We start from the raw sequence: 26,534 nt of genomic DNA, 5'->3' as shown, positions 1-26,534 counted from the left end.
GATTTGCTCCTTGTTCATGCCAGTACCCGGCGCATGTGGGCCAGGGTCTGTTCCAGGTTGCTCGGCTCACCCGCGTTCTGGCGCAGGAAGGCTTCGATAGCGGCGTGGCGGTTGATCGCTTCATCGGCCAAAGGATCGCTGCCGGCGGAGTACTCCCCCACGCGGATCAGCATTTCGATCTCGCCATACCGCGCCATCAATTCACGCATGCGCATCGCCAGCCGCTTGTGCTCTTCACCGGCGACCTGCTCCATCAAACGGCTGCGACTGCGCAACACATCCACCGCCGGAAAGTAGTTGCGCTGGGCCAACTCGGCGCTCAAGACGATGTGACCGTCGAGGATCGAACGGGCCTCTTCGGCCACCGGATCGCTGGCGGCATCACCCTCGGTCAGCACGGTGTACAGCGCGGTAATGCTGCCGGTGGGCCCGGGGCCGGCGCGTTCCAGCAAACGCGGCAAGGCCGAAAAGAACGACGGCGGATAACCGCGCCGGGTCGGCGGCTCGCCCACCGCCAGGCCGATCTCGCGCTGGGCCCGGGCGAAACGCGTGAGGCTGTCCATCAACAGCAATACGTTGCGGCCCTGGTCGCGGTGGTACTCGGCCAGGGTGGTGGCGACAAACGCCGCACGCACCCGCTCGGCCGCCGGGCGATCCGAAGTGGCAACCACCGCCACCGTGCGCGCACGGGCCTGGGCGTCGAGCTGCACATCGAGCAATTCACGCACTTCACGGCCCCGCTCGCCGATCAGGCCGATCACGATCACATCGGCTTCGCTGTTGCGGATGATGCTGGCGAGCAGCGACGACTTGCCCACACCGGGCTCACCGAAGATGCCCATGCGTTGGCCCTGGGCCAGGGTCAGCAGGCCATCGATGGAGCGAATGCCCAGGGCCATGGAACGCACGATCAACTGTCGCGAAAACGCTGCCGGGGGTTCAGCGTGCAGCGGGTAGTGCTGCAAGGCCACGGTCGGCGGCATGCCGTCGCCGTCGAGGAAATCGCCCATGGGGCTGATGACCCGGCCGAGCTGCGCATCCCCGACGGCCACGCCCAGGGTCTCGCCAGTGGCGGTGATTTGGGTGCGCGTGGACAGGCCTTCCATGGAGCCGATGGGCGACAGGATGGCCTCGTCACCGTCAAAACCGATCACCTCGGCGCTCAGGCTGCGGGCGCTGCCGGGGTCGCGCAGCTGGCACAGCTCACCGATGCTCGCCCCGGCCACACTGGCGCGCAGCAATACACCGCGAATGCTCAGCACGGTGCCGTGCATCGGCCGCGGGCGCGCCTGGGCCAGGCGCTCGCAGAGGCGTGGCAGCAGCTGTTCCAGGTTCATGCCAGGCCCTCTTCGGCAAAGGGCAGCAGGCTGCGACGCAGGTTCTGCAATTGGGCGTCGAGGCCCAGCTCCACGGAGCCGGCCGGGCTGTTCAGGCGAGCCTGTCCGGCGCTCAGCTGCTCATCCGCATCCACCGCAATCGCCAATCCCTCCAGCTTGAGGCGTTGGCGCAGGGCATCCACGTCCGCCGGCGGCACCCACAAGGTCAGGGCCTGGTCCTGGCGAAACGCACTCAACGCCTGGCGGGTACTGCGCACCACACGCTCGGCGTTGTCCAACTCCCCCAGCACTTCGTGCACGATACCCAGGGCCAGGTCGACCAGGGACGTTTCCAGACTGCTCAAGTAATGCTGCACCTGGGCTTGGGTAGCGAGCAGCAGTTGCGCTACCTGTTCAGCGCCGGCTTGCCGGGCACTTTCAAAGCCCTCTGCGCGGGCACTGCTCAGCCATTGCTCGCTGTCGGCGCGGATCTGCTCGGCCTGCGCCTTGGCCGCTTGCAGGAAGGCAAAGCCATCGCTCCACAACGCGGCGTCTTCGGCGCGCAGGATGCGGGCGGTGGGACGGCTTGGCAGTTCACTCATGGCGTGATCTCCTCGGCCAGCAGGCACGCAGCGGCGGCCTGGACGATTTCCAGGTCGCGTGGTACACGGGCGCCGTGGCCCTGGGGAAAGGCAAAGCGCAAACGCAGCCAGCCCTGCCAGTCGGCGTGCTGGGCGTGCAGCCAGGCCGCGACACAGCCTTGGCCATCGCGGTCGACGGCGTCGACCAACTCGACCGGCTCGCGCAGCAGATCCGCCGCACCACCGAGTTGGCGCAAGGCCAGGGCGCTCACGAAGACCTCAGCGCCCAGGCCTTCGCGCAATTCGTTAACCACCTCGCGACGGATCTCGCGGCTCAGGGTCGGGGCGTGCCAGATGGCGCCGCACAACCTCGGCAAGCGGGCAAACTGTGCCGGCGACAACAACAGCACCGCCAAGTCCGCCGCCATTGGCGTGGTCAATTGCGCCATGGGTGCCAGTTGATAATGGCTGACCAGCAACTGCTCCAGGCGCTGGCGAAAGCGTGGCTGGCCCTGCATCGCCTGCAGCACGGCGTCTGGCAATTCATCGGTAAAACATGCCCCCAGGCTCGGCCCGCGCACAAACCGCAGCGGTTCGGCAATCAGTCCCTGCCAGCGTTCGAACAAACTCATTCACCCTCCTTGAGCACATACAACGCCTGGGACTGACGACGTGCCCACTGCTGACGGGCGAGCACACCCACCGCACCGAGTGCGATCAGCGACAAGGCCCCGAACATCAGCCGCGCCTGGGCCACGTTGTCTTCCAGCAGCCACAGGCCCATGAAGCGCGCCAGGCGCGGTTGCGCCGGGTTCTGGCTGATGGCGACGGCGGCCTTGATCGCCGTCACCGAAACGCCGTCGTAACTCAGCCCGGAAATACCGTTGGCGACCAGGGTCTTGATCTGCGGGATCAGCGTATTGATGTCGGTGCCCGGGTCGTAACGCACCAGTACCGAGGCCGATGACGGCGAGATCACGCGCTTGAGCAGGTCGTTGTCCGGCAGCACCACGTGCACGCGGGCAGCGACGATGCCGTCGATCTGCGACACCGAATGCGAAAGCTCTTCGCTGAGCGCATAGATCATCTGCGCCCGCTCCTGCACCGGCGACGACACCAGGCCATTGCCCTTGAACACCTCGCCCATGTTGGAAAAACTCTGCTGCGGCAGGCCGGCGTTGTCGAGCAGGGTCATGGCTTCGGCAAAGCGTGACTCATCGACCACCACCTTGAGCTGGCCGTTGTCCTGGGCCTTGCGCTCGGCCGGGACGCCACCGCGCAGCAGTACCGCGACCATGGCGTTGGCGTCGCGCTCGCTGAGGTTGGTGTAGAGGTCGGTGTTGCACGCCTGCAACAGGCTGGCGAGCAGGCCGATCAGCAACAGGCGCAGCGCACGGTTTGGGCTTGGCATGATGTTATTGCCCCTTGAGCAGCGTGTTGGCGGACCCGGAAATCTGCGTCGCACCGCGCACCACCATCTGGGTTTCGATGGAGTAATCGAACATCTTGCCCAGGGAGTGGACGATCTGGTCGACCTGTTGCTCGCCGACTTTTTTCCCGGGTTCACCCTGGGGCGAAGCACTGGCGGTACGGATTTCTGCCTGGGCCGGCGGCGGTGCCGAAGGATTATTGGTGAGCAGGTCGGCGCGCTCGGAAAACGCCCGCGTACGGTCGATGAAACTGTTCATGCGCTCCATCAGGCCCGAGCCGATCTGGTGCGGGCTGGCGCCTTCGGGCATGCCCTTGGCGGTGTTGGCCATGTGCTCGAACAGGTTCTGCGAGGCCCCGGCGGGCCCCGCGCCGGCAGACGGCGGCAGCGCCGAAGCGCCGGCGGCGAGACTGATAGTCATAGGGGCTTCCTACTCTTCGTCGTCATCGGACATGGCGTCGTTCAGCAGTTCCTGCATCTTCGGCATGATGATGAACTGGCCGCCGTAAGTGACCGCCTGGGTGATGAACGAATCGGTGAGTTCGGCGTCGGTGGGCTCGGCGGGCTTATCGGCGGCCTTGGCGTTATCCACCGCCGCGTTGAACCTGGCTTCAGGGCTGGCGCCACCAGGGGCGAGATTGCTGTCTACGGCCGTTACGGACATGGTGCTGCTCCTTTACTGGGTTGGGGTTTCGGTACTGACTTGGGCGCCACGGAACACCCGCACACCGCGCTCGCGCGCCACCGGGGCGGCGGCGACCTTGGGTTGCAGGTGATCGACATGCTGCTGCACCAGCGCCAGGTACGGCGGTGGCCCGGACACGAACACTTCATCGCCCTCGGGGCCGTTGCGCATGGACAACTGCTGGCCGAACACATCGAGGTTACCGAGGTAGGCCTGCAACTGGTCGAGGTCCAGGGCGCTGGCCTTGAAGAGCCTGGTGCTGATTTCATCGCTGGCGTTGAGGTACAAGAGGTTGCCGTCGAAGTACCAGGTGAGGCCGTTGGTGCTGCACAGGGTTTGCAGGAACTCCCCGGCGGTGGCCGCGCGAATCGTGCTGCGGGCCTTGCCGCGGACCTTGTCGGAGAGCACCAGCGGCACATCAAGGTTGTGCCCGAATTCTTCCAGGGCACTGCGCACGTCCTGGTCCACCAGCACGTAGGCGTAGGGTTGGGAGAACCAGTCAGGCTCTTCGGCAGCTTGGGCGAAACTGGCGCCGAACAGGCATAGGACAGCCATCAAAAATATGCTTACATGGCCTCCGCCTTCGCCAGACGAGTTGTGACGATGACCCCTAGATTTCTGCTCGCCAGTACCCTGCTGCTGACCGCCTGCGCCCACCCACCTGCGACCGATGCCGACAAGTCCCTGCAACTGGCCAATGACCTGAGCCAGCGCGGCGACTACGCCAGTGCGGCAGCGCTGTACGAGCGGGCGGCGCAGCAACCCGGCGCGGGTATCGAGCTGTGGCTCAAGCTCGGCCAGGCCAGGCTCGACGCCAAGGATGCGGCGGGCGCCGAGCGCGCCTTCCAGCAGGCCCTGGGGTTCGACGCCCGCAATGCCGAAGCCCTGCTCGGCCTGGGCACCGCGCAATTGCAAGTGGGCAAGACTCAGCGCGCCGTCATCGCCCTGGGCCAGGCGGCCGGGATCAGCGGCTTGCCGGTTGCGTACACCCGCCTGGGTGTCGCGCAGATCCTCAATGGCCAGGCCGCTGCGGCGCAAACCGCGTTCGCCAGGAGCCTGAGCCTCAAGCCCGACGACCTCGACAACCGCTGCAACCTGGCCCTGGCGTATGCGCTGGGCGGGCAGTCGCAGCAGGCGTTGGACACCATCGCTCCCGTTACCCAGTCGCCCCGTGCCTTGGCGCGGCATCAGCGCAATGAGTTGTTGGTGATGGTGTTGACAGGACATGAAGACCGCGTCGCTGCGCTGCCGTTGGACGATATTCCCGCAGCCGAACGGGCGCGGTTGGTGGATGAAGCCAAGCGGATCAAGGCGATCAGTGATCCGCTGGCCCAGGCACGAGAGCTGGGGTTGGTTGATTCGCGTTGAATCTGTTGTGGATGAGCGTTCTGTGGTGAGCAGGGTTGTTGTGGTGAGCGGGCCTGTTGTGGCGAGCGGGCTTGCCCCGCGTTGGGCTGCGAAGCAGCCCCAAAACCAGGCGCTGAGAACTGTCTGTTGGAATGCGGTGAATTTGACAGGGGCCGCTTCGCGCCCCAACGCGGGGCAAGCCCGCTCGCCACAACAAGCAACACAGGTCATTGCTTGCCCCCCGCCGCATCGGCCTTGGCTTCCTGCTGATCCTTGCGCCGCTGCAATTGCTCGCGGTCAAACCCTTCGATGTACACCTGGGCAGCGCGGCCCACTGGCGCGGCCATGGCCGGCCCTGTAGGGCGGCCTTGGGTCAGGTCCTGCTTGCGCTCGACCATCTGCATCAGGTTCAAATTGTTCGCACAGCCCAGCGCCAACGTCGGCTTGAAATCCTCGCCCAGCCCAATGGTGTCCGTCGCCGGGGGTTGCTGGCATTGGGTCGGCAAGCCATCGGCGCGGTATTCGGGTGAGTAGTACGTCGGCGCCAGGTGGGTCTGGCAACCCATCAGCGCCAGGGGCAACAGCAGCAACACACGTAAAACATTCATGGCAGGCCCCCTGATCAATTCATGTAGAAACCGAACGCCCCGCCGCTGCGCGGTCCGGTGGCCGCTGCGGTAGCCGGTGGTGCGTCGAGGGGCGTCGCGAGGGTGCGACCGCGCACCGGCTCCACCAGGTATGGCGTAATCAGGATCACCAACTCGGTTTCATTGCGCTGGAAACGTTTGGAGCGGAACAGGTTGCCGAGGATCGGCAGGTCACCCAGCAGCGGCAGTTTCTCGATGTCCTGGCTGCTTTCCCGCTGGAACAGCCCGGCGATGGCGAAGGTCTGCCCGCTGCCGACTTCCACCCGCGTATCGGCGCGGCGCACGCTGAAGGACGGCACATGAAAGTTGCCGAAATCCACGGTGCCGCCACTGACCACGCTGCTGACTTCCGGGCGCACTTGCAGGGCGATGCGGCCGTTGGGCAGCAGGGTCGGGTTGAACAACAGCGACACGCCGAACGACTTGTATTCGATGCCCACCAGGTCGCGGTTGACCGGCACGGGGATCGCCACTTCGCCACCGGCGAGGAAGCTGGCGGTCTGGCCGGTCATGGCGGTGATGTTCGGCTCGGCGAGAATCTGCAGCACACCGTTGGCCTGCAAGGCGTCGAGCATGCCGTCGATATTCACATTGCCCGAGCCTGCGCCCGCTGCGGCCAAGCCACCCGCCGAGGCTGCGGCCAATGGCCCGCCGGTGATCAGGCCGAACGAGAACGTGCCGTTGTTGAACATCGCGTTCCAGTTCACGCCGTAGTGCAGCAACTCTGAACGCGACACTTCGGCAAAGCGCACCCGCAAGTTCACTTGGGCGGCCCCTGCGTACTCGGTGGTGTTGATCGCGCTCTGGAAACCCTGCCCCTGGGGATTGAGCAGCGCGTTCAAGTCCGTGGCTTCCGCTACCGATCCCACGGTGCCTTTGGCGATCAGACGGTTACCCGCGCCGCTGATCTGCGCAGCGTTGCCGGGATGCAATGCCTGCATCGGCGCCGTCACCGCCTGGCTGGCGCTGCTGACGGCCAGGCTCAGGCTCGCCAGTTGCTTACCGTCACTGCCGAGGGCGATCAGGCTGGTGTTGCCCGGCGCCTTGCCGAAGATGTAGATCGTGCCCGGTGACACCACCTGCAAGTCGGCCACATTCGGCTCGGCCACCAACACCGTGTCCACGGGGGCGACAAAATGCAGGATGCGCCCTTCGCCAGAGGCCAGGGCGATAGAGCCACCGGCGCCGGCGGCGATTTCCTGAGCCTGGCCCGCACACGAAAAAACACTCAGCAACAACACACAAAAACGCATCATGAGGCAGACGCCAGGGGAGTGACGGAAGCCGCGGCAGGCCCGCGGCGATTGGAAATCTCGGTCAGGCTGATGGTCACCAGCGCTTGCAGGTTGTACTCGGTGGCCAGCTCGCGGAACGACAGCACCGCCAGTTCCAGCTCGCCGCGCACCACCAGGCGGCGCAGGCTGCGGCGCAGTTCCGGGTGCACCAGCAACACCGCGCTGTTGACCTCGCGGGTGTGCTCGCACGCCTGGCGCAGTTGGGCGAGCAAGGCGCGGCTGACGTCCTCGGGGATCAGCTCGCGCTGCGGTTCCTGGCGACGCAGGGAGCCGCGCAACTGGTCTTCCAGGCCCGGCGCCAGCACCAGCGCACCGATCACCCGGTTGCGGTCGGCGTACTGATGGCTGATCTGCCGTGCCAACGCGGCGCGCAGGTGCTCGGCCAGGCGCCCGGCATCGGTTTCACGGGCGCCCCACTCCACCATGGCTTCGAGCAAGGCGCGCTGGTTGCGGATCGACACGCCTTCGCCCACCAGCAAACGCAGGGTCTCGGCCACCCGCTGCAACGGCACCAGGCGCAGGGCTTCCTTGACCAGTTCGCCGTAGGTGGCCTCGGTGCGCTCCAGCAGCAGGCGGGTTTCCTGGATGCCGAGAAAGTCGGCGGCATAGCGGCGCAGGCTGCGTTCCAGCACACCGCGCAACACCTCGTCGGGCAGCAGGAAACCGATGCCGGCGTTGCGCAGCGTGTCTTCGTGCTGGCGCTCGACCCAGTGGGCGTTGCGGCCCGTGAGCGGCGAATCGGCCTGCACCGTGGCGAGGTCGAGCAACTGCACATGCACCGGATCGTCCTGCACCAGCAGGCAGTTGGTCGGCAACTCGCCTTCGCTTACCGGCACGCCTTCCAGGGACACGCGGAAACTGCCAGGCGTGGCCTTGGCTTCCATGTAGATGCCCGGCACCGGTATATCCACGCCGAGTTCAGTGCGCAGGTCGTGGCACAGCGCTTCGACGCGCTGGCGCAGCAGTTGGCGCGGCGCGCTTTGGGACACGCCGCTGCCGAGGGTCAGCAGCACGCGGGTATCGGGCAACAGGTTGTCATCCCGTTCGGCCTGGACTTCGACCACCGGCTCCGGCGTCTCGACCAGCACTTCAAGTTCCGGCTGGCGGTGATGCCGGCGATACATCATGAATGCCGCGCCACCGAACACCAGGGACAAGCCGAGGAACACCCAGGTCGGAAACCCCGGCAGCAGGCTCACGCCGATCATGATCAACGCGGTCAACCCCAGAGCGCGGTAGCTGGCGCCCAGTTGCTTGATGATCTCGCTGCCCAGGTCCCCTGCTTCGCCGTCGCTGTTGACGCGGGTGACCACGGTGCCCGCCGCCACCGAAATCAGCAGCGCCGGGATCTGTGCAATCAGGCCGTCACCCACGGTGAGCAACGAGTAGGTGTGCACCGCCACGCCAAACGGCATGTCGCGCTCGATCATGCCGATCAGCATGCCGCCCAGCAGGTTGACCGCCAGGATCACCAGGCCGGCGATGGCGTCGCCCTTCACGAACTTCATGGCGCCGTCCATCGCGCCGAACATCTGGCTTTCACGCTCCAATCGAGAGCGGCGACGACGGGCTTCGGCCTGGTCGATATCACCATTGCGCAGGTCGTTGTCGATGCTCATCTGCTTGCCGGGCATGGCGTCCAGGGTGAAGCGCGCGGCCACTTCCGCCACGCGCTCGGCCCCCTTGGTGATCACCACGAACTGCGCCACGGTGATGATCAGGAACACCACCATGCCCACCACCACTTGCCCGGCGATCACGAAGTCGCCGAAGGCCTTGACGATATGCCCGGCGTCGCCGTGCAGCAGGATCAAACGGGTGGTGGTGATCGACAGCGACAGGCGAAACAGCGTACTGAGCAGGATCAGCGGCGGCAGCGCGGAGAACTCCACCGAGTGGCCGATGTAGAAGGCCACGATCAGGATCAGGATGCTCAGGGCGATATTGAGGCCGATCAGCGCGTCCACCAGGTAGGTGGGCAGCGGGATGATCATCATCACAATCGCCATCAGCATGAATGCGACGATGATCACGTCGGTGCGCTGGGCAGCCAGGCGCGCCAGGTTGTTCAGGCGGTTGAGCGCACTCATGCGCCGGCCCTGCGTGCAGCCAGATAGCGTTTGAAGCACTGGCGCGCGTCGTCCTTGCGCTCGCCGTACCACAAGGCGCGGGCGCGCAACAGCAACAGGCTGGCGGACTCGCCTTCCAGCGCCACCAGACGGTCCAGGGCGCCGAGGGCGCGGGACGCGTCGCCGCTGTCGGTGAAAGCCAGCACCAGCGAGCGCAGCAACACGCCGTCATCGGGGGCGACGTTGACCGCGATCAGCAGCATCACCAGGGCGCGCTGGGACTGGCCATTGCGCCGGTACAGCTCGCCGATGCCCTTGAGCAGTTGCACGGCGTCGTCGTTATCGCGGGCCATCAGGCGTGTACCTCCGAGCGTTGCTGTGCGAGGGTGCGGCGCATCTCGATCTCTTCGCCGATCAGCTCGACGGCCAGTGCCTTGATGTGTGGCTCGGCGTCCAGGCTTGGCAGGATGTGTTCCATCACATGCTCCAGCAGTTCCAGGGAGCGAGCACTGCCGAACAACAGCGAGTCGACGCCAGCGGCGCCGGTGAGTTCTTCGAGGTCGCTGCGCAGGGAGCGACGGGTGTGGGTCTTGCGGGTCTTGAGCACCGCTTCGAAGGCGGTGGCCTGGCGCGAATTGACCGGGCGCACAGCTTCGACCGGCGCACTGCGTACGTCACTGGGGATCAACGGGCGGGGTTCGACTTTCATCCCTGGGCCTTAGCTTAAGAGCGTGGTCACAACGTGAAGGTGAAGCGCTCCTCGCCACGGGCGAGGATCACTTGGTTGTTTTCGATACGTTCCAGCACCCAGTTGTCCGCCAGCGCCGCGCCGGGGTACAGGCGCTTGCCACTGTCGTTGATCACGTACGGATGAGGCCCGAACCACACGGCCTGCAAGCGCACGCGCGGCGCCGCCGCATCGGCCCGCACGGCGACGCGCGGGTTGAGCACGATCTGCTGGCCGTAACGCTGGTCGAAGGCTTGCTGCACCGCCAGCCACTGCGGTTTTTGCGACTGTTCGAAGGTGCCCGTGGCGCTGAGCTGGCCGTTGCTGTTGCTGACCTTCACGGTATCCAGTCGGGCGGCTTGCAACTGCTGCTCCAGCCAGGCCTTGGCCTGTTCGCGGGAAGGTGTTTTCAACGGTGCAACGGCGGCAACGGCGGTTGTCGGCTGCGGTGGTGCTTCACTGCGAAACGCCAGCGCTCCAGCACAGATAAACAGCAGCGCGGTCGCGACGATCCAGGGGGCCAATGTGCGTGGCGCGGGCACTGGTTTTTCAGCACCGCCAGGCATTGCCAGGCTCACCCCCGCTGTGCCGATGCGCAGCTGCACCGGCAGCCGCGCGCGATGACCGTTGCCTTGGGGAATGCGCACATTGCCGGCGATCAATACGTCACCGCCCAAGGCTTCGACCGCCACCTGGCCGCCTTCAAAACGCAGGCGCAGGTGCAGGCCGGCAACGCCGGGATCGCTGAGCACCAAATCAGCCGCCAGATCGGCGCCGAGGGTGTAGACAGGCTGGTCGAGCACCAGGGAACTGCCCTGATGCAAACCGCCGGTCACCGTCAGGGTCGGTGCGCCAGTTGCGGCGACCGGGCCCAGGGAAATCAGGGCTGTCATAGTCGGGTTTGCCCCTTTGAGCCTGTGCAACGGGGTCAAGAATCAGGATAAAAACGGGAATCGAGAGGTAAACGGGCAGCGCCAGCGCCGCCCGTTTGGCGAATCAGTTCTGCGGACGCTGTTTGGTGGCGTCCAGCTCGGCTTTTTTCGCGGTGCTGATTTCGGTGATCTTGGCCGACTTCTCGATAGCCATGTTGAAGGTCGCTTCCATCTTCGCGATAGCGTCGTCGGCGCCGCCTGCTTTTACTGGTGGGACATCAGCCATGTTCATCTCCTTGCATCGATAGGGAAGTTATTCAGTTGCGCAACAGCACGCTGAAAGTATGCAAACCGATGAAGACCCAAAACGTCAGACAATGCGCCTTCGAACCGTTGTTGGTTTGCATGGGCCCCATACTACTCACGATCAAAACGCCTTCGCTGTGAAAGCTTGTGAAACGTTTCAGATACAGGTTGTGAAAGGTTTGGCTCAATCTGGCGTTGAAAAAAATTCATCGCCTGAGTGACATGGAACTTTCAGAGAAAAACAAAAACACGCTCAAGACCAATGTTTACGGGCACTCCGCTAATACCCACTGAACAATGCCGAACAATAAGCCTCTTTAGAAACGCGCCACCTAGCGACACCCGGCATTTATTTTCGCGACCCCTTCACATTTTTCGCTAATAGCCTTTTGCCCAACTTCCCAGACATTTTGATTTGTAACAGAAGCGACTTAATCATCGCGTTTGATAACTCGTCCCAAGCAACCCAATTGCTTGGCGAGCAACTTCCCTCCGCGCCTGCTAGTGCAACTGCACTAATAACCAAAGGACTCGCTTTCAGGCCGGCTATATAGAAATCTTCCAGGTGATCTATGACCGACATGAATTATTCACCCACCACTCTCCTCAAAGACGACGGTTGCGTTGAGATTCACTTCGGCCCTTACCGACTGCTGCCCAAGCGCCACCAACTGCTCAGGCATGACCAGCCGGTAAACCTTGGCAACCGCGCCCTGACCCTGCTGATCGCCCTTGCCTCGCGGCCCGGCGAATTGCTGCAGAAAACCGAATTGCTCGACATTGCCTGGCCGAAACGGGTGGTCGAGGAATGCAACCTGCGCACACAGATCAAGACTCTGCGCCGCACGCTGGGCGATGACGATGTGCCGTACATCGCCACGGCATCGGGCATGGGCTATCGTTTTGTCGCGCCCACCTGGTTCGAGCGGGCGGCGCACCCGCGGGCGATGAGACCGTCGGGCGGCGGTGAACGTGTGGCCAGCGGCGTGCTTTAGCCCAGGGCGCTCAGGTCCAGGTGGCCATCCTTGATCGGCGGGCACCAGTAGTAGCCACCGGTCAAGGGGGTGCTGATGCGATACAGGCCATCGACAATCCCGTCCTCCAGACCGCTCATGCGGCGCAGTTGCGCTTCGAACGCATCGAAGGAATGGCCGAACGCCAGGAACATCAGGCCCGCCTGACCATTCTCGGCCCAGGGCATGGAGCGGCGCACCACGAAGGCTTCCGGGGTGAAGCTTTCCTGGGCGGTGCGCTTGGTGTGGGCGGACTCGGGGGCGTCGTCGAGTTCTTCGTTGTCGCCATGGCGGCGGCCGATGATGTGGTCGCGCTCCTGAGCCGGCAGCGCAGCGAAGCCATCGAGGTCGTGCTGCCATTGCTGGATCGCGGCGAAGCTGGCGCCGCTGTCGGTCAGGGCGGCGTCGACCGCGGCGTCGTCGTGGGGGTTTTCGGTACCGTCTTCGTAGTCGGTGAGGTCGAAGCCGGTCTTGTAGCGGAAACCTTCGGTCATCTGCACCAGGCGAAATGCCGGAGCCAGGGCCTTTTCAAATGCACGGCTGCGCAACAGCAGTTCACCGCGATCCACGCCATGCAGCCACACCCACAGCGCCTGCTGTGTGGACGGGTTATGCGCGCCCGGCCCGCTGATGGCCGGAAAACTGCGCAAGCCTTCAACGCGTGCGCCCAGTGCGGCAACCAGCGGCTCGCCAAGACCGACCACTGCCGCCGAATCGGTCAGTTGCACCAGTGCGTCCAACGCAGCGGGTACGGCTGCCAGAGCCTCCACGGCAAAAAACAGATGGCGTGCCTGCAACGGCACCGGTGCGGCAAGAATGCCCGGCTGGTACTGACTCATGTGAACTCCTTCTGAAAAGCCGCGCAGTTTAACCGCCGGGCACAGCCCTGCGTACAAGAAAGCGCGCAAGCCTTGCCATAGAGCCTGTTGTTGGGTGACTCTCTAGTCATGTTTTGCAACTATTCCAGGGGTAGCGCCATGACCACCAGCAACCTGCTCGCCCAGCTGTTTCCCGCCTCCGCCGCCGCAGTTCCCGAGCAGTTCCAGCTCGGAGCGCCCATTGAACAGCGTGATTACCTGGTCGACGGCCAGTTGCAGGTATGGAACGGCCCCTTGGCCAAGGTGCAAAGCCCGGTGCAGTTTGGCGACGAGCGCGTGCATATCGGCAGCACGCCGCTGCTGGACGCCGAGACCGCCCTTACCGCCCTGGATGCCGCCGTGCGTGCCTATGACCGCGGCCAGGGCGAATGGCCGACAATGCGCGTGGCCGAGCGCATCCAGCATGTCGAAGCGTTCCTGCGCCGCATGCGTGAACAGCGCGACGCGGTGGTCAAGCTGCTGATGTGGGAGATCGGCAAGAACCTCAAGGACTCGCAGAAAGAATTCGACCGCACCTGCGACTACATCACCGATACCATCAACGCGCTCAAGGAACTGGACCGCCGTTCCAGCCGCTTCGAGCTGGAACAGGACACCCTCGGCCAGATCCGCCGCGTACCGCTGGGCGTGGCCTTGTGCATGGGCCCCTACAATTACCCGCTGAACGAAACCTTCACCACGCTGATCCCGGCGCTGATCATGGGCAACACCGTGGTGTTCAAGCCGGCCAAGCTCGGCGTGCTGCTGATCCGCCCGTTGCTGGAGGCGTTCCGCGACAGCTTCCCGGCCGGGGTGATCAACGTGATCTACGGCAGCGGCCGTGAAACCGTCAGTGCGCTGATGGCCAGCGGCAAGATCGATATCTTTGCGTTTATCGGCACCAACAAGGCCGCCAGCGACCTGAAAAAACTACACCCGAAACCACACCGCCTGCGCGCGGCATTGGGCCTGGATGCGAAAAACCCCGGCATCGTACTGCCCGAGGTGGACCTGGACAATGCGGTCAGCGAAGCCGTTACAGGTTCGCTGTCGTTCAACGGCCAACGCTGTACCGCGTTGAAAATCCTCTTCGTGCATGAAGATGTCGTCGACAGTTTTATCGAGAAATTCAACCAGAAACTGGCCACGCTCAAGCCCGGCATGCCGTGGGAAGACAGCGTGGCGCTGACGCCATTGCCCGAAGTGGGCAAGGTGGCTTACCTCACCAGCCTGGTAGCCGATGCCGCGCAACATGGCGCCAAGGTGGTGAATGAGCATGGCGGTGAAAGTCGCGGTTCGTTCTTCTACCCGGCGGTGCTGTACCCGGTGAACCCGCAGATGCGCGTGTACCACGAAGAGCAGTTCGGCCCGGTGGTGCCGATCGTGCCTTACCGCGACCTGGAGACCGTGATCGAGTACGTGCTCGACTCCGATTTCGGTCAGCAACTGAGCCTCTTCGGCACCAACGCCGTGGAAGTCGGGCGCCTGGTGGACGCCTTCGCCAATCAGGTCGGCCGTATCAACATCAACGCCCAGTGCCAGCGCGGCCCGGACACCTTCCCGTTCAACGGGCGCAAGAACTCGGCCGAGGGTACGCTGTCGGTACATGACGCCTTGCGCGTGTTCTCGATCCGCACTTTGGTGGCGACCAAGTTCCAGGAGAGCAACAAGGCGCTGGTCAGCGACATATTGCGTAACCGCGATTCAAGCTTCCTGACTACCGACTACATCTTCTGAAAACGCTACAGACCCAAATGTGGGAGGGGGCTTGCCCCCTCCCACATTTGGACCGCGTACCCCCTGAATTTCGAGGCCACTTTACTACCGATGAACCTGCCCTTCTTCGCCCGGCGCCTGTTGCGCCCACTGCTCGACCCGTACCGCCGCTACCGCCATGCCAAGCTGATTCACGCCGTGCGCGTGTCCATCGGCTTGCTGGCGACAATCCTGCTGACCACCGGTATCAACCTGCCCCACGGTGAGTGGGCGTCGGTGACCATGCTGATCGTGATCGGTGGTTTGCAGCACCACGGCAATATCGGCAAGAAAGCCGTGGAGCGTGCCTATGGCACCTTGATCGGCGCCAGCGTCGGCTTGGTGGTGGTGGTGCAGCAGGCCTACTTCGGCCTGCCCTTCTTGACCTACCTGTTGATGTCGGCGGTGTGCGGGTTCTTTTCCTATCACGCCATCGGCAAGGGCGGCTACATCGCCCTGTTGTCAGCGATCACCGTGTTTATCGTCGCCGGCCACGGGGACAACCCGATCTCCGATGGGCTATGGCGCACCGTCGATATCTTGATCGGCATTGTGCTGGCCTTGGCGTTTTCGTTCGCCCTGCCGCTGTACGCCGTGTATTCGTGGCGCTACAACCTGGCCAGTGCGCTGCGCGATTGTGCGGCGATCTACAGCCGGATCATCAATGGCCAGTCGGTCACCGATGATGAGCACGTCAAGCTGCTCAACCGCTTGAATGCGTCGATGGTGCAACTGCGTTCGCTGATGCCGTCGGTGTCGAAGGAAGTGCGGATTTCCATGACCGAGCTGGACGCGATCCAGCGACATCTGCGTATGTGCATCAGTACCCTGGAGATTCTTGGCAATACCCGGCCCGATCCACGGGATGAACAGGCGATGGCGCGGATGCAGGTGATGTTGAGGACCGAACATCGGCAGATCCGGGTGCAGTTGGTGGGGATGGCGCGGGCGTTGAAGTCGGGGGTGACGGAGCGGTTGCAGCGGCCCAGCCCTATCACAGGCACCGAGCCAGCACTGGATACGCCGGTCTACAGCGCGCTGGATGGCTATCGGTTGTTGACGGTACAACTGGCGGCAAACGTGGATGCGATGCGCCAACGCCTGGCCAAAACTGCCGGACGCTGGAAGATCTAGAGAGGTGGCCTGTTGCCGCATTTACCAGAGTCAACACTTTCACACTTTCTCTTACATATTTTTCACGTTTTATTCACATCCCGGAACGTAGGGTGAAGCCTCATCCGTTACAAACGTTGCATATCAAGCCCGCCGCCCCAGCGGGCTTTTTTTTGTATCGGATTTGACCTAGCGTGAAGCCTTGGCAGCGGGAGCTGCCGCTTGTTCGCGAATGGCCCGCTGGGTGTCCAGCACTTTGGCCAATGCAGTTTCCGCTTCCGGGCTCTGCTGCGGCACGCGAATCGCCGCCGACACCAGGGTGATCAACTTGGCCATCACCTCGGCATCCGTGGCCGGGCGGCCCAGGCTCATGGAGTTCATCAGCAGGCGCAGCTCGGTGCCGGCCATCACCCCGGAAATCGCCTTGAGGGCAAATTGCAGGCGCACCCCCAGTTCATTGCGCGGCAGGTCCGGCAAGGCCAGGGCGAAGGCTTCGAAGAAACGCTGGAACACCGGCTGGTAATGCACCTTGAGGTATTCCTGGATAAACGGCGACGTATCGCTGTAGACCCGGCCCAGGAAGCGGATGAACGAACGCCCTTCCCCATTGGCACTGGCCGGGTCGCTGCGCTCCAGGCCCATGGCCGGGGCAAACAGCACGCCGAGCAAGGTGTCGCAGTCCAGCGGGCCGTCGGACTCGGCCTCACACCGCGCCAACAGTTCCAGCCGCTGCTCGTTGAGCGGCTCCAGGCGCTGCTTGAGCAGGGTTTGCATCAGGGAATCCTTGTCCCCGAAGTGGTAGTTCACCGCCGCCAGGTTGACCTGGGCACGCTCGGTAATCTGCCGTAACAAAACCGCGTCATATCCGTACTTGATGAAGAGAGCCTCTGTCGCATCCAGCAATCGAGTCTTGGTAATGTTTGGAGCGCTGACTTTCTTCGCGACCATAGAAGTTCCACGTGGGAAATATTGTTTTAAAAAATAATTTGATTTTTTATACCGGGGCCGCCGCCTGAAAGCAAGTAGTGACACTGCGCCATATGATCAAAAGCCTGCGCCCACGGGCTCTTTGAGACTGGTCGGATGAATTTTGAGCGGCCTGGAGGCCCCTGGAGGAAATCGTTTCAAAGGATGAAACCGCTCTATATCCATGGCTGGCGAAGCAGCGGGAACACGGTTAGTATTCAAACAATATTTTAAAAACAAGAAATAAAACCAGTCCGTGACGCATGCCAGGCAGCTCCCGAACTTGTAACAATGCTTTTCCGGGGCAGCACGGCATCGTCGAGACTGCAGGCGTAGTCATGATGACAGATACCCCCGCGCACCCAGGCTTGATCTCCCTGCAAGGCATCGGCAAAAGCTATCAGCTGGCCGGGCAACACCTGGCCATTCTCAATGATGTGTGCCTGTCCATCGCCAGTGGCGACAGCTGCGGCATCCTTGGCGCCTCCGGTTCGGGCAAAAGTACCCTGCTGAATATCCTCGGCCTGCTGGACCTGCCCAATTGCGGCCAGTACCACTTCGCCGGCCACGATATTTTCAACGCCACCCCGGACCAGTTGGCGGCTATCCGCAACCAGCAGATCGGCTTCGTGTTCCAGAGTTTCAACCTGCTGCCGCGCCTCAGCGCCCTGGACAACGTCGCCCTGCCCTTGAGTTATCGCGGCGTGTCGCGGCATGAGTCGGTGGAACAGGCCTTGCTCATGCTGGATCAGGTCGGCTTGGTCGACCGCGCCCACCATCGCCCCGCCGACCTCTCCGGCGGCCAGCGCCAACGGGTCGCCATCGCACGGGCGCTGGTGGGCAAGCCTTCGGTGATCCTCGCCGACGAACCCACCGGCAACCTCGACAGCACCACTGCACAGGAGATCATGGACCTGCTGCTGGCGTTGAACCGCGAACAGCAAGTCACGCTGATCATCGTCACCCACGACCCGCATATCGCCGAGCGCCTGGAGCGCAAGATCCTGGTGCGCAATGGTTTGGTGCAAGAGGCCGGGAGCCTATGAGCCTGCGGGTCGAACAAAGCCTCAGCCAACTGCTGCATGAAGCGTTCGTCAGCCTGCGCACGCTGGGCAAGCGTTCGGTCCTGGCCTTGCTGGGCATCGTCATCGGCAGTTCGTCGGTGGTGGCGCTGATCAATATCGGCCACAACGCCGCCACCGACGCGGCGATGATCTTCAAGGACATGGGCACCGACACCCTGATCGCCCAGTTCCCGCCCAAGGACGGCAGCAGTATCCCCATGCCTGCCCGCCTCGACCTGGACGCGGTGCGCCAAACCGTGCCGGGGATTGCCCATATCGGCGCCCTCACGCTGTTCAGCGGGCCGATCGTGTTCCACGGTCGCACCACCAACGCCAACTTCGTCGGCAGCACGCCGGACATCAAGGACGCGATGCGCCTGGTGATGCAGCAGGGGCGCTTCCTGTCGAGCTTCGATGCCAATGAAACCTACGGCGTGATCGGCGACCAGTTGGCCCAGGCGCTCGGTGCGCCAGGTGACCCGCTGCAACTGGGCGACCGCGTGCGCATCAACGACTACCTGTTCCTGATCATCGGCATCCTGCGCAACCAGCCCCGGGCGATGCTGATGCCGGTGCAGGCCAACGAGTCGCTGTTCATCCCCGCCGAAGGCATGCGCCGCATCTATGCCACACCGCAGATCGGCAACGTGATCATCCGCGCCACGCCCGGCCAGGACATGGAACGCCTTGCCAAGGACGTGGCTGGCGCCCTGAGCTCGCAGCTCTCCGACCACGATGCAGACATCCAGGTGCCCCAGCAAATGATCGACGGAATGACCCGCCAAAGCCGCACCTTTGCGTATCTGCTGCTGGCCCTGGGGGCGATTTCCCTGGTGGGCGGTGGCGTCGGGGTGATGAACGTGATGCTGATGAACGTCTCGGAGCGCCGTCGCGAGATCGGCATTCGCATGGCCCTCGGCGCACGCCAGCGCGACATCCGCAACCTGTTCCTGCTCGAAGCCGTGACCCTCACCGCCGTCGGTGCCCTGTGTGGCGCCGTGCTGGGCATGACGGCGGCCTGGTTGTACGCCTGGCTGTCGGGCTGGGAATTTGCCCTGGCGGTCGCCGCCCTGCCGCTGGGGGTGGGCAGCACGTTGCTGGTGGGGTTGTTCTTCGGCATCTACCCGGCGGTCTCGGCCTCGCGGTTGCAGCCAGTGGAGGCCCTGCGCGATGAGTAAATGGCTATGGCTGCTCGCATTCGCCAGCCTGCCCGGCATGGCCGCCGACGTGGTCATCAGACCATCGGCACCCAGCACCACCCGCAGCGGCTACGAGCGCAGCGTTTCGTTGAATGCCCAGACCACCGCCATGACCCTCGGGGATGCGGTGTACCTGGGCCTGCGCAACAACCCGGCGATCCGCAGCGCGTACCTGCAACGGGTGGCACAGAAGTTCGACCTGCGCGTGGCCGAAGATGTGTTCAACCCCAAGCTCACCCTCAACAGTTACTACCGCAGCACCCGGGGCTCCGCCGACAATACGCGCAATGCCAACGTGGCGCCCGCCACCAGCCTGCTCGGCGAGTACGGCACGCGCCTGAGCATGGCCTGGACCCAGCAACTGAGCAACGCCGACCGCGCCGGTCGCTACCGCAGCGACGGCCTTGACCTGGCAATCATCCAACCGCTGCTGCGCGGTGCCGGCTGGGACGCCACCACCGCGCCGCTGCGCCTGTCGCGCCTGTCGGAACAGGCCAACCGCCTGAACCTCAAGGCCACCGTCGCGCAAACCATCAGCCAGATCATTGCCACCTACCGCGAACTGCTGCGTGCCCAGGAACAACTGAGCATCGTGCAGGATGCGCTCAAGCGTTCCGGCACCTTGCTGGAAGTGAACAAGGCGCTGATCAGTGCCGGGCGCATGGCCGAATTCGAAATCGTGCAGACCGAAGCCGATATCGCCACCCAGCAACTGGGCGTGGAAGAAGCACAAAACCAACTGGACACCAGCCGCCTGGCGCTGCTGCGCCTGCTGGCCCTGGACCTGTCCACGCCGATTCGCGCCACCGAAGCCCTGGAGGCCAGGCCCATGCAGATCGATAAGCGCCAGGCCTTCAACCTGGCGCAGACCCAGCAACCCGAATACCTCGCCGCCCTGCTCGGCAGCCAGCAGGCCGACCTCAACCTGGTGATCGCCAAGGACTCGGGCCGCTGGCAAGTGGACCTGGTGGCCGGCGCCAACCAGGTGCGCGCCAACACCGACAACGATACCGGCCGTTCCAACAACCGTACCTGGGACAGCTACGCCGGGGTGCAAGTGCAGATTCCCATCGGGGATATCAGCACGCGCCAGGCCGAAGTGCGCGCGCGAGTGAATGTGGAGGACCAGGCCATCCGCATCACCGATGCACGCCAGGAACTGGAACGCAGCGTCAACGATGTGGTGCGTGACCTCGGCACCCGCTGGCGCCAGTATGAAATCTCCCAGCGCGCCGTGGAATTGTCGCGGCGCAAGATCGAGATCGAGCGGGAAAAACTCAGCGCCGGACGCTCCACCAACTTCCAGGTACTGAGTTTCGAGACCGACCTGCGCAACGCCGAAAACGCGCAACTGAATGCGCTGATCGCTTATTTGAACGCCCAGACCCAGCTCGACCTGACCCTGGGCATGACGCTGGAAAGTTGGGAAATCGCCCTCAATGACTACTAATCAGAAACACCTGCTGGGTGCTGTGTTGATCGTCCTGCTGGGCAGTGCGGGCCTGGCCTTGCGCAGCCCGGCGTCCGATCCGGGCGGTGCCAGCGAACAGTGGCTGGTCGTCAAGCCCGAAGCGCTGGAGCACCGGATCGGCCTGGTAGGCAAGATCGAGCCTGATACCACCATCACCCTCACCGCGCCCTTCGATGGCAACGTGCAAGCCAACCTGGTGGAGCAAGGTCAGCGGGTCGAGGCCGGCCAAGTGCTGTTGCGCATGGACCCGGCCACCCTGGAGGTGCAATTGCGCGAAGCGCTTTCCGCCCAGCTCAAGGCTCGGCGCACCGTGCAAGAGATGCAGGACTGGGACAGCAGCCCCGCCGTCAGCCGCGCCCGCCGCAGCCTGCGCACCGCCGAAATGACCGCCGGCAACACCCAGCGCAAACTCACCGAAAGCGAAAACCTGTTCAAGCGCGGCATCATCCCGCGCAATGAACTGGACGACCTCAGGCAACAGACCCAGCAGCAGCAACTGGATCTCGCGTCCGCCCGCAGCGAACTGCAACAGGCCATCGACCAGGGCAAGGGCGAGTACCGCCAGATCGCCGACATGGAGCTGACCAACGCCACGGTGAAATACGACGCCCTGCACAAGCTGCTCGACGGCCAGGAGGTCAAGGCGCCGTTCTCCGGCATCGTGGTGCCGCCACCGGGCAACACCTCATCCCAGGGCGGCGGCAACAACAATGCCCCGGTGCAGGCCGGCAGCAAGGTCAGCCAGGGCCAGGTGCTGTTTGGACTGGCGAACATTGAACGACTGAAAATCACCGCCAAGGTTTCGGAGCTGGACATCAACCAGTTGCATCAGGGCCAGGCGGTGGAAGTGCTGGGCGACGGGTTTGATGGCGAGCGGTTGACCGGCTCGGTAAGCGTGGTCAGCGGCTTGGCAATTGCCAACGACAGCCAGGGCAGCGCGCAGTTTCCGGTGACCCTGTCGATCCCCAGACTCACGCCGCAGCAGTTGCAACGGGTGCGCCTGGGGATGAGTGCGCGGCTGACCATCGTGACCTACAACAATGCCCAGGCGATGGTGATTCCCAGCCAGGCAATCCAGGCGGACAACACGGTTGAATATCGGGAGGCGATGGATAAGCCGGTGGAGCGGGTGAAGGTGACCACGGGGCAATCAACCGCGCAGGGCGTCGAAGTCTTCGGCCTGAAACCCGGCCTTGTGAAGACCTCAAGATAAATGGAAAACCCTATGTGGGAGGGGCATCAGCTTTGCGGCCAGTGCCTTGGCTTGCAGCGCTACATCAGTCACCGCCGTGCTTTCCCACCACATCCCACGCAACGGCGGGCCCATGGCGAACAAGCGCTGGCTGACCTGCCCCTGTGCGTCCACCACTGCCCCCGACGCATCCGCCGCAATCCCCAACGCCAGCGGCCCTGGCTGGATCAGCCCACGCTTGAGCAACTGCCGGGGCAGCGGCCGCGCCACGCGGCGCCAGTCGTATTCGATACCGCTGGAGTTGATCAGCGCTGCGCCCGAGACCTGGGTGATGCCTTGCTCGCCGCGATAACGCAAACGAATCGTCACCCCTTCACCCGAAGGTTCCAACCCCTTGAACGACGCCGCCCGGATCCGCAACCGCCCCTCTTCGTGCAAGCGCGCCACCAACTGCGCGCTCAACGGCGGCGAGCGGTGGTGATGGCTCTCCCACCAGGGCCGTACATGCCTCACGAACTGGCGCTTCTCGCGCTCGCTGGCCTGGCTCCACAGGCGCGCGATATGCACGCGCACGGTGTCCAGCGGCGCCTGCCAGTCGATGCCCTGCTCCCGTGCAAGCGCGCATTGCCGGCGCACCTCGCGCAGCAACTGCCGAGGGCTGCGCAGGCGGTGGTCCTCCCCAAGGAAATCCCCCCAGGCCGGCGGTTGCCGCCGCACATGGGGCAGCAGGCCGTGACGCGAGAACACCTCGATCGGCCCGCGATGCCCGGCCTGTTCCAGGGACACCACGGCGTCGACCATGGTCAGCCCGGAACCGATGATCAGCACCGGCGCCTGCGGGTCGATCCGGCGCATCGCGCTCACGTCCCACGGGTCCACCGCCGCCGCGTTCAGCCCGCTGGATTCAGTCTGCGGCGTACGCGCCGCCGGGAACATGCCGGTAGCCAGTACCGCAAACGCGCCACGCAGTTGCTGGCCGTTATCGAGGGTCAGCAGGGTTGAGCCTTCATCCACTTGCAGGTCGACTACCTCACTACGCACATGCTCCAAGCTGGATGCGGACTGCGCCTTCGCCTCGGCCAAACGTTGCTGGGCATACAAGCCGAATATCCCGCGTGGCGGGAACAGTTCGCTGATCGGCACGTGTTGCTGGTCGGACTCAGGCCAGCCGCCGGCACCGATGTAGTCGGTGAGCCATTGGATCAGGTCGTCAGGGTTGTCCGGGTCGACACTCATGCGCGCCGCGTTGCCGTTCAGGGTGTGGCCCAGTTCGACGGCGCTATAGGCCTCGCCCCGGCCCAGCTCGGCACGCGGTTCGATCACCAGCACCCGGCGCGCGCCCGGCAGGCGCAGCAGTTGCACGGCCAGCATCGTGCCGCTCAGGCCGCCGCCGATGATCAGGACATCAGCGTTGCGGATGGATTCAGTCATGCGAAGTCGCCCTTACTGTTTGCCCAGGTAAATGTCATGCAAGTCGCCCCGCGCCAACAGCTCAGCGGCGCTGCCACTCAAGGCCACGCGCCCAGTATCCAATACGTAGCCGTGGGACGCATAGTTCAGCGCGACGTTGATGTTCTGCTCGGCGATCAGGAAGCTCACCTGCTGCTCACGGTTGAGCTGCGCGATGATCGCGAAAATCTCCTGCACGATCATAGGCGCCAGACCCATGGACGGCTCGTCGAGCAGTACCAAAGTAGGACGGGTCATCAACGCTCGGCCGATGGCGACCATCTGCTGCTCGCCGCCGGAGGTGAGGCCGGCGCGGGTATGGCGCTTGGTCTTGAGCCGTGGGAACCAGGCGTAGAGGCGTTCCAGGTCGTGCTCCAGGTCCCGGCGACTCAGGCGTCGCACAAAGCCGCCGCTGCGCAGGTTGTCTTCCACGCTCAGTTGGCCGAACACATGGCGGCCTTCCAACACGTGCACCATGCCCTGGCGCACGCGCTGGCTGGGGTCGATGCCGGCCAGGTCGGCGCCGGCGTACTCGATCACACCGCGGCTGACCTCGGCCCGCTCGGCACGTACCAGCCCGGAGATGGCCTTGAGCGTGGTGCTCTTGCCGGCGCCATTGGCACCGAGCAAGGCCACAATGGCGCCCTTGGGCACGCTCAGCGACACTCCGGCCACCGCGAGGATCGCGCCGTCGTAGATCACTTCGATATCGTTGACCGTCAGCAGCGACGACTGCGCGGCATCGGTGGCGGGCTGGCGCATGATTTATTCGTCCCCGGTACAGGTGCGTGGCGTCAGGCCTTTTTCCTTGGCGAACGCTGCCGACTTTTCATCGATCAACGGCCGCAACAACCCACGGTCGGCGGCGATCCACTCACTGATCAGCGTCCAGTTGGCGCCGTCCCACTGCTGCACCCGCGCCGAGCCGCCGCCTTCGTGATCGCGGCACGACAGCTTGAGGTTCTGCATCAGGCCCAGGTAGCCCATGTCCTTCAAGCGCGCATCGTCGATGTTCAGGTGTTCCAGGCCCCAGCGGCCTTCTTCGCCATTGAGCGGGCGCTTGCCGAATTTGGCCTGGCCGGTGCGGATTGCCTCCACCGCCACGGCGGCGTTCACCAGGCCGGAGTTGTAGTAGACGCTGCCGAAGTTCTTCAGGTCCTTGAGGTCACTGTGGCCCTTGTCGAGGATGTATTGCTTGAGGCGTTTGTGGATCTCGAAATCAGCCCCGGCCGGGTATGGCGTAAGGGCCAGGTAGCCTTTGGCGGCGGCGCCTGCGGGCAATACGTCTTCACTGGAACTGGCCCAGATGTCGCCGATGATATGGTCCACCGGGAAGCCGAAGCGCGCGGCGGTCTTCACCGCAACCGGTGTGGACACGCCCCAGGTGCGCAGGAACACCCAGTCCGGGTTGGCCTGGCGCACCTGGCGCCATTGCGCGGACTGCTCGTTGCCGGGGTCGGCGACCGGGATCTGGATGTTTTCGAAGCCGTATTTTTCCGCCAGCAACTTGAGCGGGCCGAGGGTTTCGCGACCGTAGGCCGAGTCGTGGTAGACCGTGGCGATCTTCTTGCCCTTGAGCTTGTCGAAACCGCCTTCACGCTCGGCGATGTAGTTCACCAGCGTCGACGCCTCGCTGTAGAAGGTCAGCATCACCGGGAAGTTATACGGGAATACCGTGCCGTCGGTGGCTTCGGTGCGGCCGTAGCCGAGGGTGATCAGCGGGATCTTGTCCACCTCGGCCCGCTCGCTCAGCGCATACGCCGCCGGCGCGCCATTGGGCTGGTACACCGCGACCGGCGCGCCATCCAGGCCATGCTTGAAGCGCTCGTAGCACTCGATGCCCTTCTCTGCCGTCCACTCGGTCTCGCATTCCTGCCACACCAGCTTGACGCCGTTGATGCCGCCTTCGACCTCGTTGATGTAACGCAGGTAATCAATCATCCCGGCCCACACCTGCACGCCGCTGGACGCATAGGCGCCCACACGATAGGTCGCCAGGGGAATGAATTGCTGGTCCGGCGAGGCCATTGCCTGGGGGACTGCACCGGCCAAGGTCGCCAGCGTAAACGCGGCGCCGATCAAGGAACGTTTCAAGGATGCACGCATAGGGATTCTCTTAAGGGAATGTCAGAAACGCAGCGGCCACTGCCGCACGCGGTCACGCAGGTTGTGCAACAGGCGAATCAAGCCCTCGGGTTCCTTGATCAGGAACACGATGATCAACACGCCAAAGATGATTTTCTGCAGGTTCTGCAACTGCCCCGCATCCACCGAGCCGCCGAACAGCGCCTGCCCGGCATGGCTGAGGAAGATCGGCAGCAAACTGATGAACGCCGCCCCGACAAAGTTGCCGGCGATGCTGCCCATGCCGCCGATAATGATGATGAACAGGATCTGGAAGGAGCGATTGATATCAAAGCTACTGGCGCTGGCGGTGCCCAGGTAGGCGAAGGCCCACAGCGCACCGGCTATGCCCAGGTAGAACGAACTGACCGCGAACGCCAGGCGCTTGTAGCGCACCACCGGAATGCCGACCACGGCGGCGGCGGTGTCCATGTCGCGGATCGCCATCCAGTTGCGGCCGACCTGGCTGCGTACCAGGTTGATCGCGGTCCAGGTCAGCAGCAGTACCGTGACCAGGGTCAGCAGATAGCGGCCCAGCGGTGTGTTGAGGTCATGGCCGAACAGCGCCAGCCTGGGCGCGGAAATGGTCCCGGACGAACCGTAGTTGTAGAACCAGGGAAACTTGACGAACAGCCACTCCAGGAAAAACTGCGCGGCCAGGGTGGTGACCATCAGGTAGAAGCCCTTGATCCGCGAGCTGGGCAGGCCGAACAGCAGGCCGACCAACGCACTGATGACCCCGCCGCCGAGCAGTGCCACCGGCAACCCCAGCTCCGGCAGGCGCAGCAGAAAACCGTAGGTGGCAAACGCACCGACAGCCATGAAGCCGGCCGCGCCCACCGAGGTCTGCCCGGTATAACCGGTGAGCAGGTTCAGGCCAAGCCCGGCCAATGACAGCACCAGGAACGGGATCAGGATCGCGTTCAGCCAATAGTCATTGCCCCACAGCGGCACCCCGATAAAGGCCAGTGCCAGCAGGCCGATCAAGGCCCAGGGCATGCGCCGCTGAATCAGCAGCAACGGCGCAGTATGTTGTGCAAGAGGGATCGACATGCTT

The 26,534-nt window shown here is 64.0% G+C and carries 28 protein-coding genes; 8 read left to right on the top strand and 20 right to left on the bottom strand.

Annotation, left to right across the window (positions count from 1 at the left end; genetic code table 11):
* Positions 1–14 precede the first annotated feature (14 nt).
* From BM017_RS13380 to BM017_RS13350, 7 genes are read right to left on the bottom strand one after another with little or no spacing between them, the layout of a single operon-like run.
* Positions 15–1,337 carry a FliI/YscN family ATPase gene (locus tag BM017_RS13380; RefSeq protein ID WP_071491929.1) on the bottom strand — a complete coding sequence of 441 codons (1,323 nt, stop codon included), beginning with the start codon at positions 1,335–1,337 and terminating at the stop codon, positions 15–17.
* Positions 1,334–1,918, bottom strand: a complete 585-nt coding sequence (gene sctL / locus BM017_RS13375; RefSeq protein WP_092244989.1) for a type III secretion system stator protein SctL — start codon at positions 1,916–1,918, stop codon at positions 1,334–1,336. The genes BM017_RS13380 and sctL overlap by 4 nt, the downstream gene beginning before the upstream one ends.
* Positions 1,915–2,529, bottom strand: a complete 615-nt coding sequence (locus tag BM017_RS13370) for a type III secretion protein (protein ID WP_092244986.1) — start codon at positions 2,527–2,529, stop codon at positions 1,915–1,917. The genes sctL and BM017_RS13370 overlap by 4 nt, the downstream gene beginning before the upstream one ends.
* The gene (gene sctJ, locus BM017_RS13365) at positions 2,526–3,308 is read right to left on the bottom strand and encodes a type III secretion system inner membrane ring lipoprotein SctJ (protein WP_092244983.1); all 783 of its coding nucleotides are present in this window, start codon (positions 3,306–3,308) and stop codon (positions 2,526–2,528) included. The genes BM017_RS13370 and sctJ overlap by 4 nt, the downstream gene beginning before the upstream one ends.
* Positions 3,309–3,312: 4 nt before the next feature.
* A complete protein-coding gene (locus BM017_RS13360) occupies positions 3,313–3,747 on the bottom strand; it encodes a hypothetical protein (protein ID WP_058425050.1) in 435 nt (144 codons plus the stop codon).
* Between the two features lie 9 nt (positions 3,748–3,756).
* On the bottom strand, positions 3,757–3,990 hold the full coding sequence (locus tag BM017_RS13355) for a hypothetical protein (RefSeq protein ID WP_092244980.1): 234 nt from the start codon (positions 3,988–3,990) through the stop codon (positions 3,757–3,759).
* Between the two features lie 12 nt (positions 3,991–4,002).
* Positions 4,003–4,566: a type III secretion protein gene (locus BM017_RS13350; protein ID WP_092244977.1), complete on the bottom strand. Its 564-nt coding sequence runs from the start codon at positions 4,564–4,566 to the stop codon at positions 4,003–4,005.
* A 48-nt stretch (positions 4,567–4,614) separates the two neighbouring features.
* On the opposite strand from BM017_RS13350, the gene BM017_RS13345 reads away from it, so the two are divergent.
* Positions 4,615–5,379, top strand: a complete 765-nt coding sequence (locus tag BM017_RS13345; protein ID WP_092244974.1) for a tetratricopeptide repeat protein — start codon at positions 4,615–4,617, stop codon at positions 5,377–5,379.
* 206 nt (positions 5,380–5,585) lie between these two features.
* Here BM017_RS13345 and BM017_RS13335 read toward each other — a convergent pair whose 3' ends face one another.
* The 7 genes from BM017_RS13335 to BM017_RS29110 form a co-directional block, all read right to left on the bottom strand.
* Positions 5,586–5,966 (bottom strand): hypothetical protein, encoded by a 381-nt coding sequence (locus tag BM017_RS13335; RefSeq protein ID WP_092244967.1) that lies wholly within the window; start codon positions 5,964–5,966, stop codon positions 5,586–5,588.
* 14 nt (positions 5,967–5,980) lie between these two features.
* The gene (locus BM017_RS13330; RefSeq protein ID WP_092244963.1) at positions 5,981–7,261 is read right to left on the bottom strand and encodes a type II and III secretion system protein family protein; all 1,281 of its coding nucleotides are present in this window, start codon (positions 7,259–7,261) and stop codon (positions 5,981–5,983) included.
* Positions 7,258–9,390, bottom strand: coding sequence for a type III secretion system export apparatus subunit SctV (sctV, locus tag BM017_RS13325; RefSeq protein ID WP_092244961.1), 2,133 nt, complete (start codon positions 9,388–9,390; stop codon positions 7,258–7,260). Before sctV ends, BM017_RS13330 begins: the two co-directional genes overlap by 4 nt.
* Positions 9,387–9,722: a tetratricopeptide repeat protein gene (locus tag BM017_RS13320; protein WP_071491939.1), complete on the bottom strand. Its 336-nt coding sequence runs from the start codon at positions 9,720–9,722 to the stop codon at positions 9,387–9,389. The genes sctV and BM017_RS13320 overlap by 4 nt, the downstream gene beginning before the upstream one ends.
* On the bottom strand, positions 9,722–10,078 hold the full coding sequence (locus tag BM017_RS13315; protein ID WP_071491940.1) for a hypothetical protein: 357 nt from the start codon (positions 10,076–10,078) through the stop codon (positions 9,722–9,724). Before BM017_RS13315 ends, BM017_RS13320 begins: the two co-directional genes overlap by 1 nt.
* Before the next feature lie 26 nt (positions 10,079–10,104).
* Positions 10,105–10,989, bottom strand: a complete 885-nt coding sequence (locus BM017_RS13310; protein WP_092244958.1) for a SctD/MshK family protein — start codon at positions 10,987–10,989, stop codon at positions 10,105–10,107.
* A 103-nt stretch (positions 10,990–11,092) separates the two neighbouring features.
* The gene (locus BM017_RS29110) at positions 11,093–11,254 is read right to left on the bottom strand and encodes a hypothetical protein (RefSeq protein WP_016969018.1); all 162 of its coding nucleotides are present in this window, start codon (positions 11,252–11,254) and stop codon (positions 11,093–11,095) included.
* 592 nt (positions 11,255–11,846) lie between these two features.
* On the opposite strand from BM017_RS29110, the gene BM017_RS13305 reads away from it, so the two are divergent.
* Entirely contained in the window at positions 11,847–12,269 is a 423-nt protein-coding gene (locus BM017_RS13305) for a winged helix-turn-helix domain-containing protein (protein WP_092244954.1), read from the top strand.
* On the opposite strand, the gene BM017_RS13300 is transcribed toward BM017_RS13305, so the two are convergent.
* A complete protein-coding gene (locus tag BM017_RS13300; RefSeq protein WP_071491942.1) occupies positions 12,266–13,126 on the bottom strand; it encodes a Dyp-type peroxidase in 861 nt (286 codons plus the stop codon). The two genes, BM017_RS13305 and BM017_RS13300, sit on opposite strands and share 4 nt — an antisense overlap.
* A 138-nt stretch (positions 13,127–13,264) precedes the next feature.
* Here BM017_RS13300 and BM017_RS13295 point away from each other — a divergent pair, with 138 nt between their 5' ends.
* Positions 13,265–14,881: an NADP-dependent glyceraldehyde-3-phosphate dehydrogenase gene (locus BM017_RS13295; RefSeq protein ID WP_092244952.1), complete on the top strand. Its 1,617-nt coding sequence runs from the start codon at positions 13,265–13,267 to the stop codon at positions 14,879–14,881.
* Between the two features lie 90 nt (positions 14,882–14,971).
* The gene (locus BM017_RS13290; protein WP_092244949.1) at positions 14,972–16,033 is read left to right on the top strand and encodes an FUSC family protein; all 1,062 of its coding nucleotides are present in this window, start codon (positions 14,972–14,974) and stop codon (positions 16,031–16,033) included.
* 168 nt (positions 16,034–16,201) lie between these two features.
* On the opposite strand, the gene BM017_RS13285 is transcribed toward BM017_RS13290, so the two are convergent.
* Positions 16,202–16,960: a TetR/AcrR family transcriptional regulator gene (locus tag BM017_RS13285; protein WP_092244948.1), complete on the bottom strand. Its 759-nt coding sequence runs from the start codon at positions 16,958–16,960 to the stop codon at positions 16,202–16,204.
* Between the two features lie 356 nt (positions 16,961–17,316).
* Here BM017_RS13285 and BM017_RS13280 point away from each other — a divergent pair, with 356 nt between their 5' ends.
* Genes BM017_RS13280 through BM017_RS13265 form a run of 4 tightly spaced genes read left to right on the top strand, consistent with a single transcriptional unit; the run spans position 17,317 to position 21,925 of the window.
* A complete protein-coding gene (locus BM017_RS13280) occupies positions 17,317–18,024 on the top strand; it encodes an ABC transporter ATP-binding protein (RefSeq protein WP_092244945.1) in 708 nt (235 codons plus the stop codon).
* Complete coding sequence (locus BM017_RS13275) at positions 18,021–19,220, top strand: ABC transporter permease (protein ID WP_092244942.1); 1,200 nt, start codon at positions 18,021–18,023, stop codon at positions 19,218–19,220. The genes BM017_RS13280 and BM017_RS13275 overlap by 4 nt, the downstream gene beginning before the upstream one ends.
* Complete coding sequence (locus BM017_RS13270) at positions 19,213–20,691, top strand: TolC family protein (RefSeq protein WP_071491948.1); 1,479 nt, start codon at positions 19,213–19,215, stop codon at positions 20,689–20,691. The genes BM017_RS13275 and BM017_RS13270 overlap by 8 nt, the downstream gene beginning before the upstream one ends.
* Positions 20,681–21,925 carry an efflux RND transporter periplasmic adaptor subunit gene (locus tag BM017_RS13265; protein ID WP_092244940.1) on the top strand — a complete coding sequence of 415 codons (1,245 nt, stop codon included), beginning with the start codon at positions 20,681–20,683 and terminating at the stop codon, positions 21,923–21,925. The genes BM017_RS13270 and BM017_RS13265 overlap by 11 nt, the downstream gene beginning before the upstream one ends.
* Here BM017_RS13265 and BM017_RS13260 read toward each other — a convergent pair.
* The 4 genes from BM017_RS13260 to BM017_RS13245 are packed head-to-tail and all read right to left on the bottom strand — an operon-like array spanning position 21,917 to position 26,530.
* Positions 21,917–23,335 carry an FAD/NAD(P)-binding protein gene (locus BM017_RS13260; protein WP_092244937.1) on the bottom strand — a complete coding sequence of 473 codons (1,419 nt, stop codon included), beginning with the start codon at positions 23,333–23,335 and terminating at the stop codon, positions 21,917–21,919. The two genes, BM017_RS13265 and BM017_RS13260, sit on opposite strands and share 9 nt — an antisense overlap.
* Before the next feature lie 12 nt (positions 23,336–23,347).
* Positions 23,348–24,115, bottom strand: coding sequence for an ABC transporter ATP-binding protein (locus BM017_RS13255; protein ID WP_092244934.1), 768 nt, complete (start codon positions 24,113–24,115; stop codon positions 23,348–23,350).
* 3 nt (positions 24,116–24,118) lie between these two features.
* On the bottom strand, positions 24,119–25,459 hold the full coding sequence (locus tag BM017_RS13250; RefSeq protein WP_092244932.1) for an ABC transporter substrate-binding protein: 1,341 nt from the start codon (positions 25,457–25,459) through the stop codon (positions 24,119–24,121).
* A 21-nt stretch (positions 25,460–25,480) separates the two neighbouring features.
* Positions 25,481–26,530: a branched-chain amino acid ABC transporter permease gene (locus BM017_RS13245; protein WP_071491953.1), complete on the bottom strand. Its 1,050-nt coding sequence runs from the start codon at positions 26,528–26,530 to the stop codon at positions 25,481–25,483.
* Between the last annotated feature and the right edge of the window lie 4 nt (positions 26,531–26,534).

Source organism: Pseudomonas sp. NFPP04, from assembly GCF_900113815.1.
Lineage (GTDB): Bacteria > Pseudomonadota > Gammaproteobacteria > Pseudomonadales > Pseudomonadaceae > Aquipseudomonas > Aquipseudomonas extremorientalis.
This window is presented reverse-complemented; position numbering and strand designations above follow the sequence as displayed.

Excerpts from the sequence above, each read along its gene's own strand:
- BM017_RS13370 (WP_092244986.1), bottom strand. The coding sequence starts at position 2,529 with ATGAGTTTGTTCGAACGCTGGCAGGGACTGATTGCCGAACCGCTGCGG.
- BM017_RS13270 (WP_071491948.1), top strand. The coding sequence starts at position 19,213 with ATGAGTAAATGGCTATGGCTGCTCGCATTCGCCAGCCTGCCCGGCATG.
- BM017_RS13250 (WP_092244932.1), bottom strand. The coding sequence starts at position 25,459 with ATGCGTGCATCCTTGAAACGTTCCTTGATCGGCGCCGCGTTTACGCTG.
- BM017_RS13345 (WP_092244974.1), top strand. The coding sequence starts at position 4,615 with ATGACCCCTAGATTTCTGCTCGCCAGTACCCTGCTGCTGACCGCCTGC.
- BM017_RS13265 (WP_092244940.1), top strand. The coding sequence starts at position 20,681 with ATGACTACTAATCAGAAACACCTGCTGGGTGCTGTGTTGATCGTCCTG.
- BM017_RS13330 (WP_092244963.1), bottom strand. The coding sequence starts at position 7,261 with ATGATGCGTTTTTGTGTGTTGTTGCTGAGTGTTTTTTCGTGTGCGGGC.
- sctL (WP_092244989.1), bottom strand. The coding sequence starts at position 1,918 with ATGAGTGAACTGCCAAGCCGTCCCACCGCCCGCATCCTGCGCGCCGAA.
- BM017_RS13245 (WP_071491953.1), bottom strand. The coding sequence starts at position 26,530 with ATGTCGATCCCTCTTGCACAACATACTGCGCCGTTGCTGCTGATTCAG.
- BM017_RS13355 (WP_092244980.1), bottom strand. The coding sequence starts at position 3,990 with ATGTCCGTAACGGCCGTAGACAGCAATCTCGCCCCTGGTGGCGCCAGC.
- BM017_RS13305 (WP_092244954.1), top strand. The coding sequence starts at position 11,847 with ATGACCGACATGAATTATTCACCCACCACTCTCCTCAAAGACGACGGT.
- BM017_RS13290 (WP_092244949.1), top strand. The coding sequence starts at position 14,972 with ATGAACCTGCCCTTCTTCGCCCGGCGCCTGTTGCGCCCACTGCTCGAC.
- BM017_RS13300 (WP_071491942.1), bottom strand. The coding sequence starts at position 13,126 with ATGAGTCAGTACCAGCCGGGCATTCTTGCCGCACCGGTGCCGTTGCAG.
- BM017_RS13285 (WP_092244948.1), bottom strand. The coding sequence starts at position 16,960 with ATGGTCGCGAAGAAAGTCAGCGCTCCAAACATTACCAAGACTCGATTG.
- BM017_RS13280 (WP_092244945.1), top strand. The coding sequence starts at position 17,317 with ATGATGACAGATACCCCCGCGCACCCAGGCTTGATCTCCCTGCAAGGC.
- BM017_RS13335 (WP_092244967.1), bottom strand. The coding sequence starts at position 5,966 with ATGAATGTTTTACGTGTGTTGCTGCTGTTGCCCCTGGCGCTGATGGGT.
- BM017_RS13360 (WP_058425050.1), bottom strand. The coding sequence starts at position 3,747 with ATGACTATCAGTCTCGCCGCCGGCGCTTCGGCGCTGCCGCCGTCTGCC.
- BM017_RS13350 (WP_092244977.1), bottom strand. The coding sequence starts at position 4,566 with ATGGCTGTCCTATGCCTGTTCGGCGCCAGTTTCGCCCAAGCTGCCGAA.
- BM017_RS13320 (WP_071491939.1), bottom strand. The coding sequence starts at position 9,722 with ATGGCCCGCGATAACGACGACGCCGTGCAACTGCTCAAGGGCATCGGC.
- BM017_RS13310 (WP_092244958.1), bottom strand. The coding sequence starts at position 10,989 with ATGACAGCCCTGATTTCCCTGGGCCCGGTCGCCGCAACTGGCGCACCG.
- BM017_RS13255 (WP_092244934.1), bottom strand. The coding sequence starts at position 24,115 with ATGCGCCAGCCCGCCACCGATGCCGCGCAGTCGTCGCTGCTGACGGTC.
- BM017_RS13315 (WP_071491940.1), bottom strand. The coding sequence starts at position 10,078 with ATGAAAGTCGAACCCCGCCCGTTGATCCCCAGTGACGTACGCAGTGCG.
- BM017_RS13295 (WP_092244952.1), top strand. The coding sequence starts at position 13,265 with ATGACCACCAGCAACCTGCTCGCCCAGCTGTTTCCCGCCTCCGCCGCC.
- sctJ (WP_092244983.1), bottom strand. The coding sequence starts at position 3,308 with ATGCCAAGCCCAAACCGTGCGCTGCGCCTGTTGCTGATCGGCCTGCTC.
- BM017_RS29110 (WP_016969018.1), bottom strand. The coding sequence starts at position 11,254 with ATGGCTGATGTCCCACCAGTAAAAGCAGGCGGCGCCGACGACGCTATC.
- sctV (WP_092244961.1), bottom strand. The coding sequence starts at position 9,390 with ATGAGTGCGCTCAACCGCCTGAACAACCTGGCGCGCCTGGCTGCCCAG.
- BM017_RS13380 (WP_071491929.1), bottom strand. The coding sequence starts at position 1,337 with ATGAACCTGGAACAGCTGCTGCCACGCCTCTGCGAGCGCCTGGCCCAG.
- BM017_RS13275 (WP_092244942.1), top strand. The coding sequence starts at position 18,021 with ATGAGCCTGCGGGTCGAACAAAGCCTCAGCCAACTGCTGCATGAAGCG.
- BM017_RS13260 (WP_092244937.1), bottom strand. The coding sequence starts at position 23,335 with ATGACTGAATCCATCCGCAACGCTGATGTCCTGATCATCGGCGGCGGC.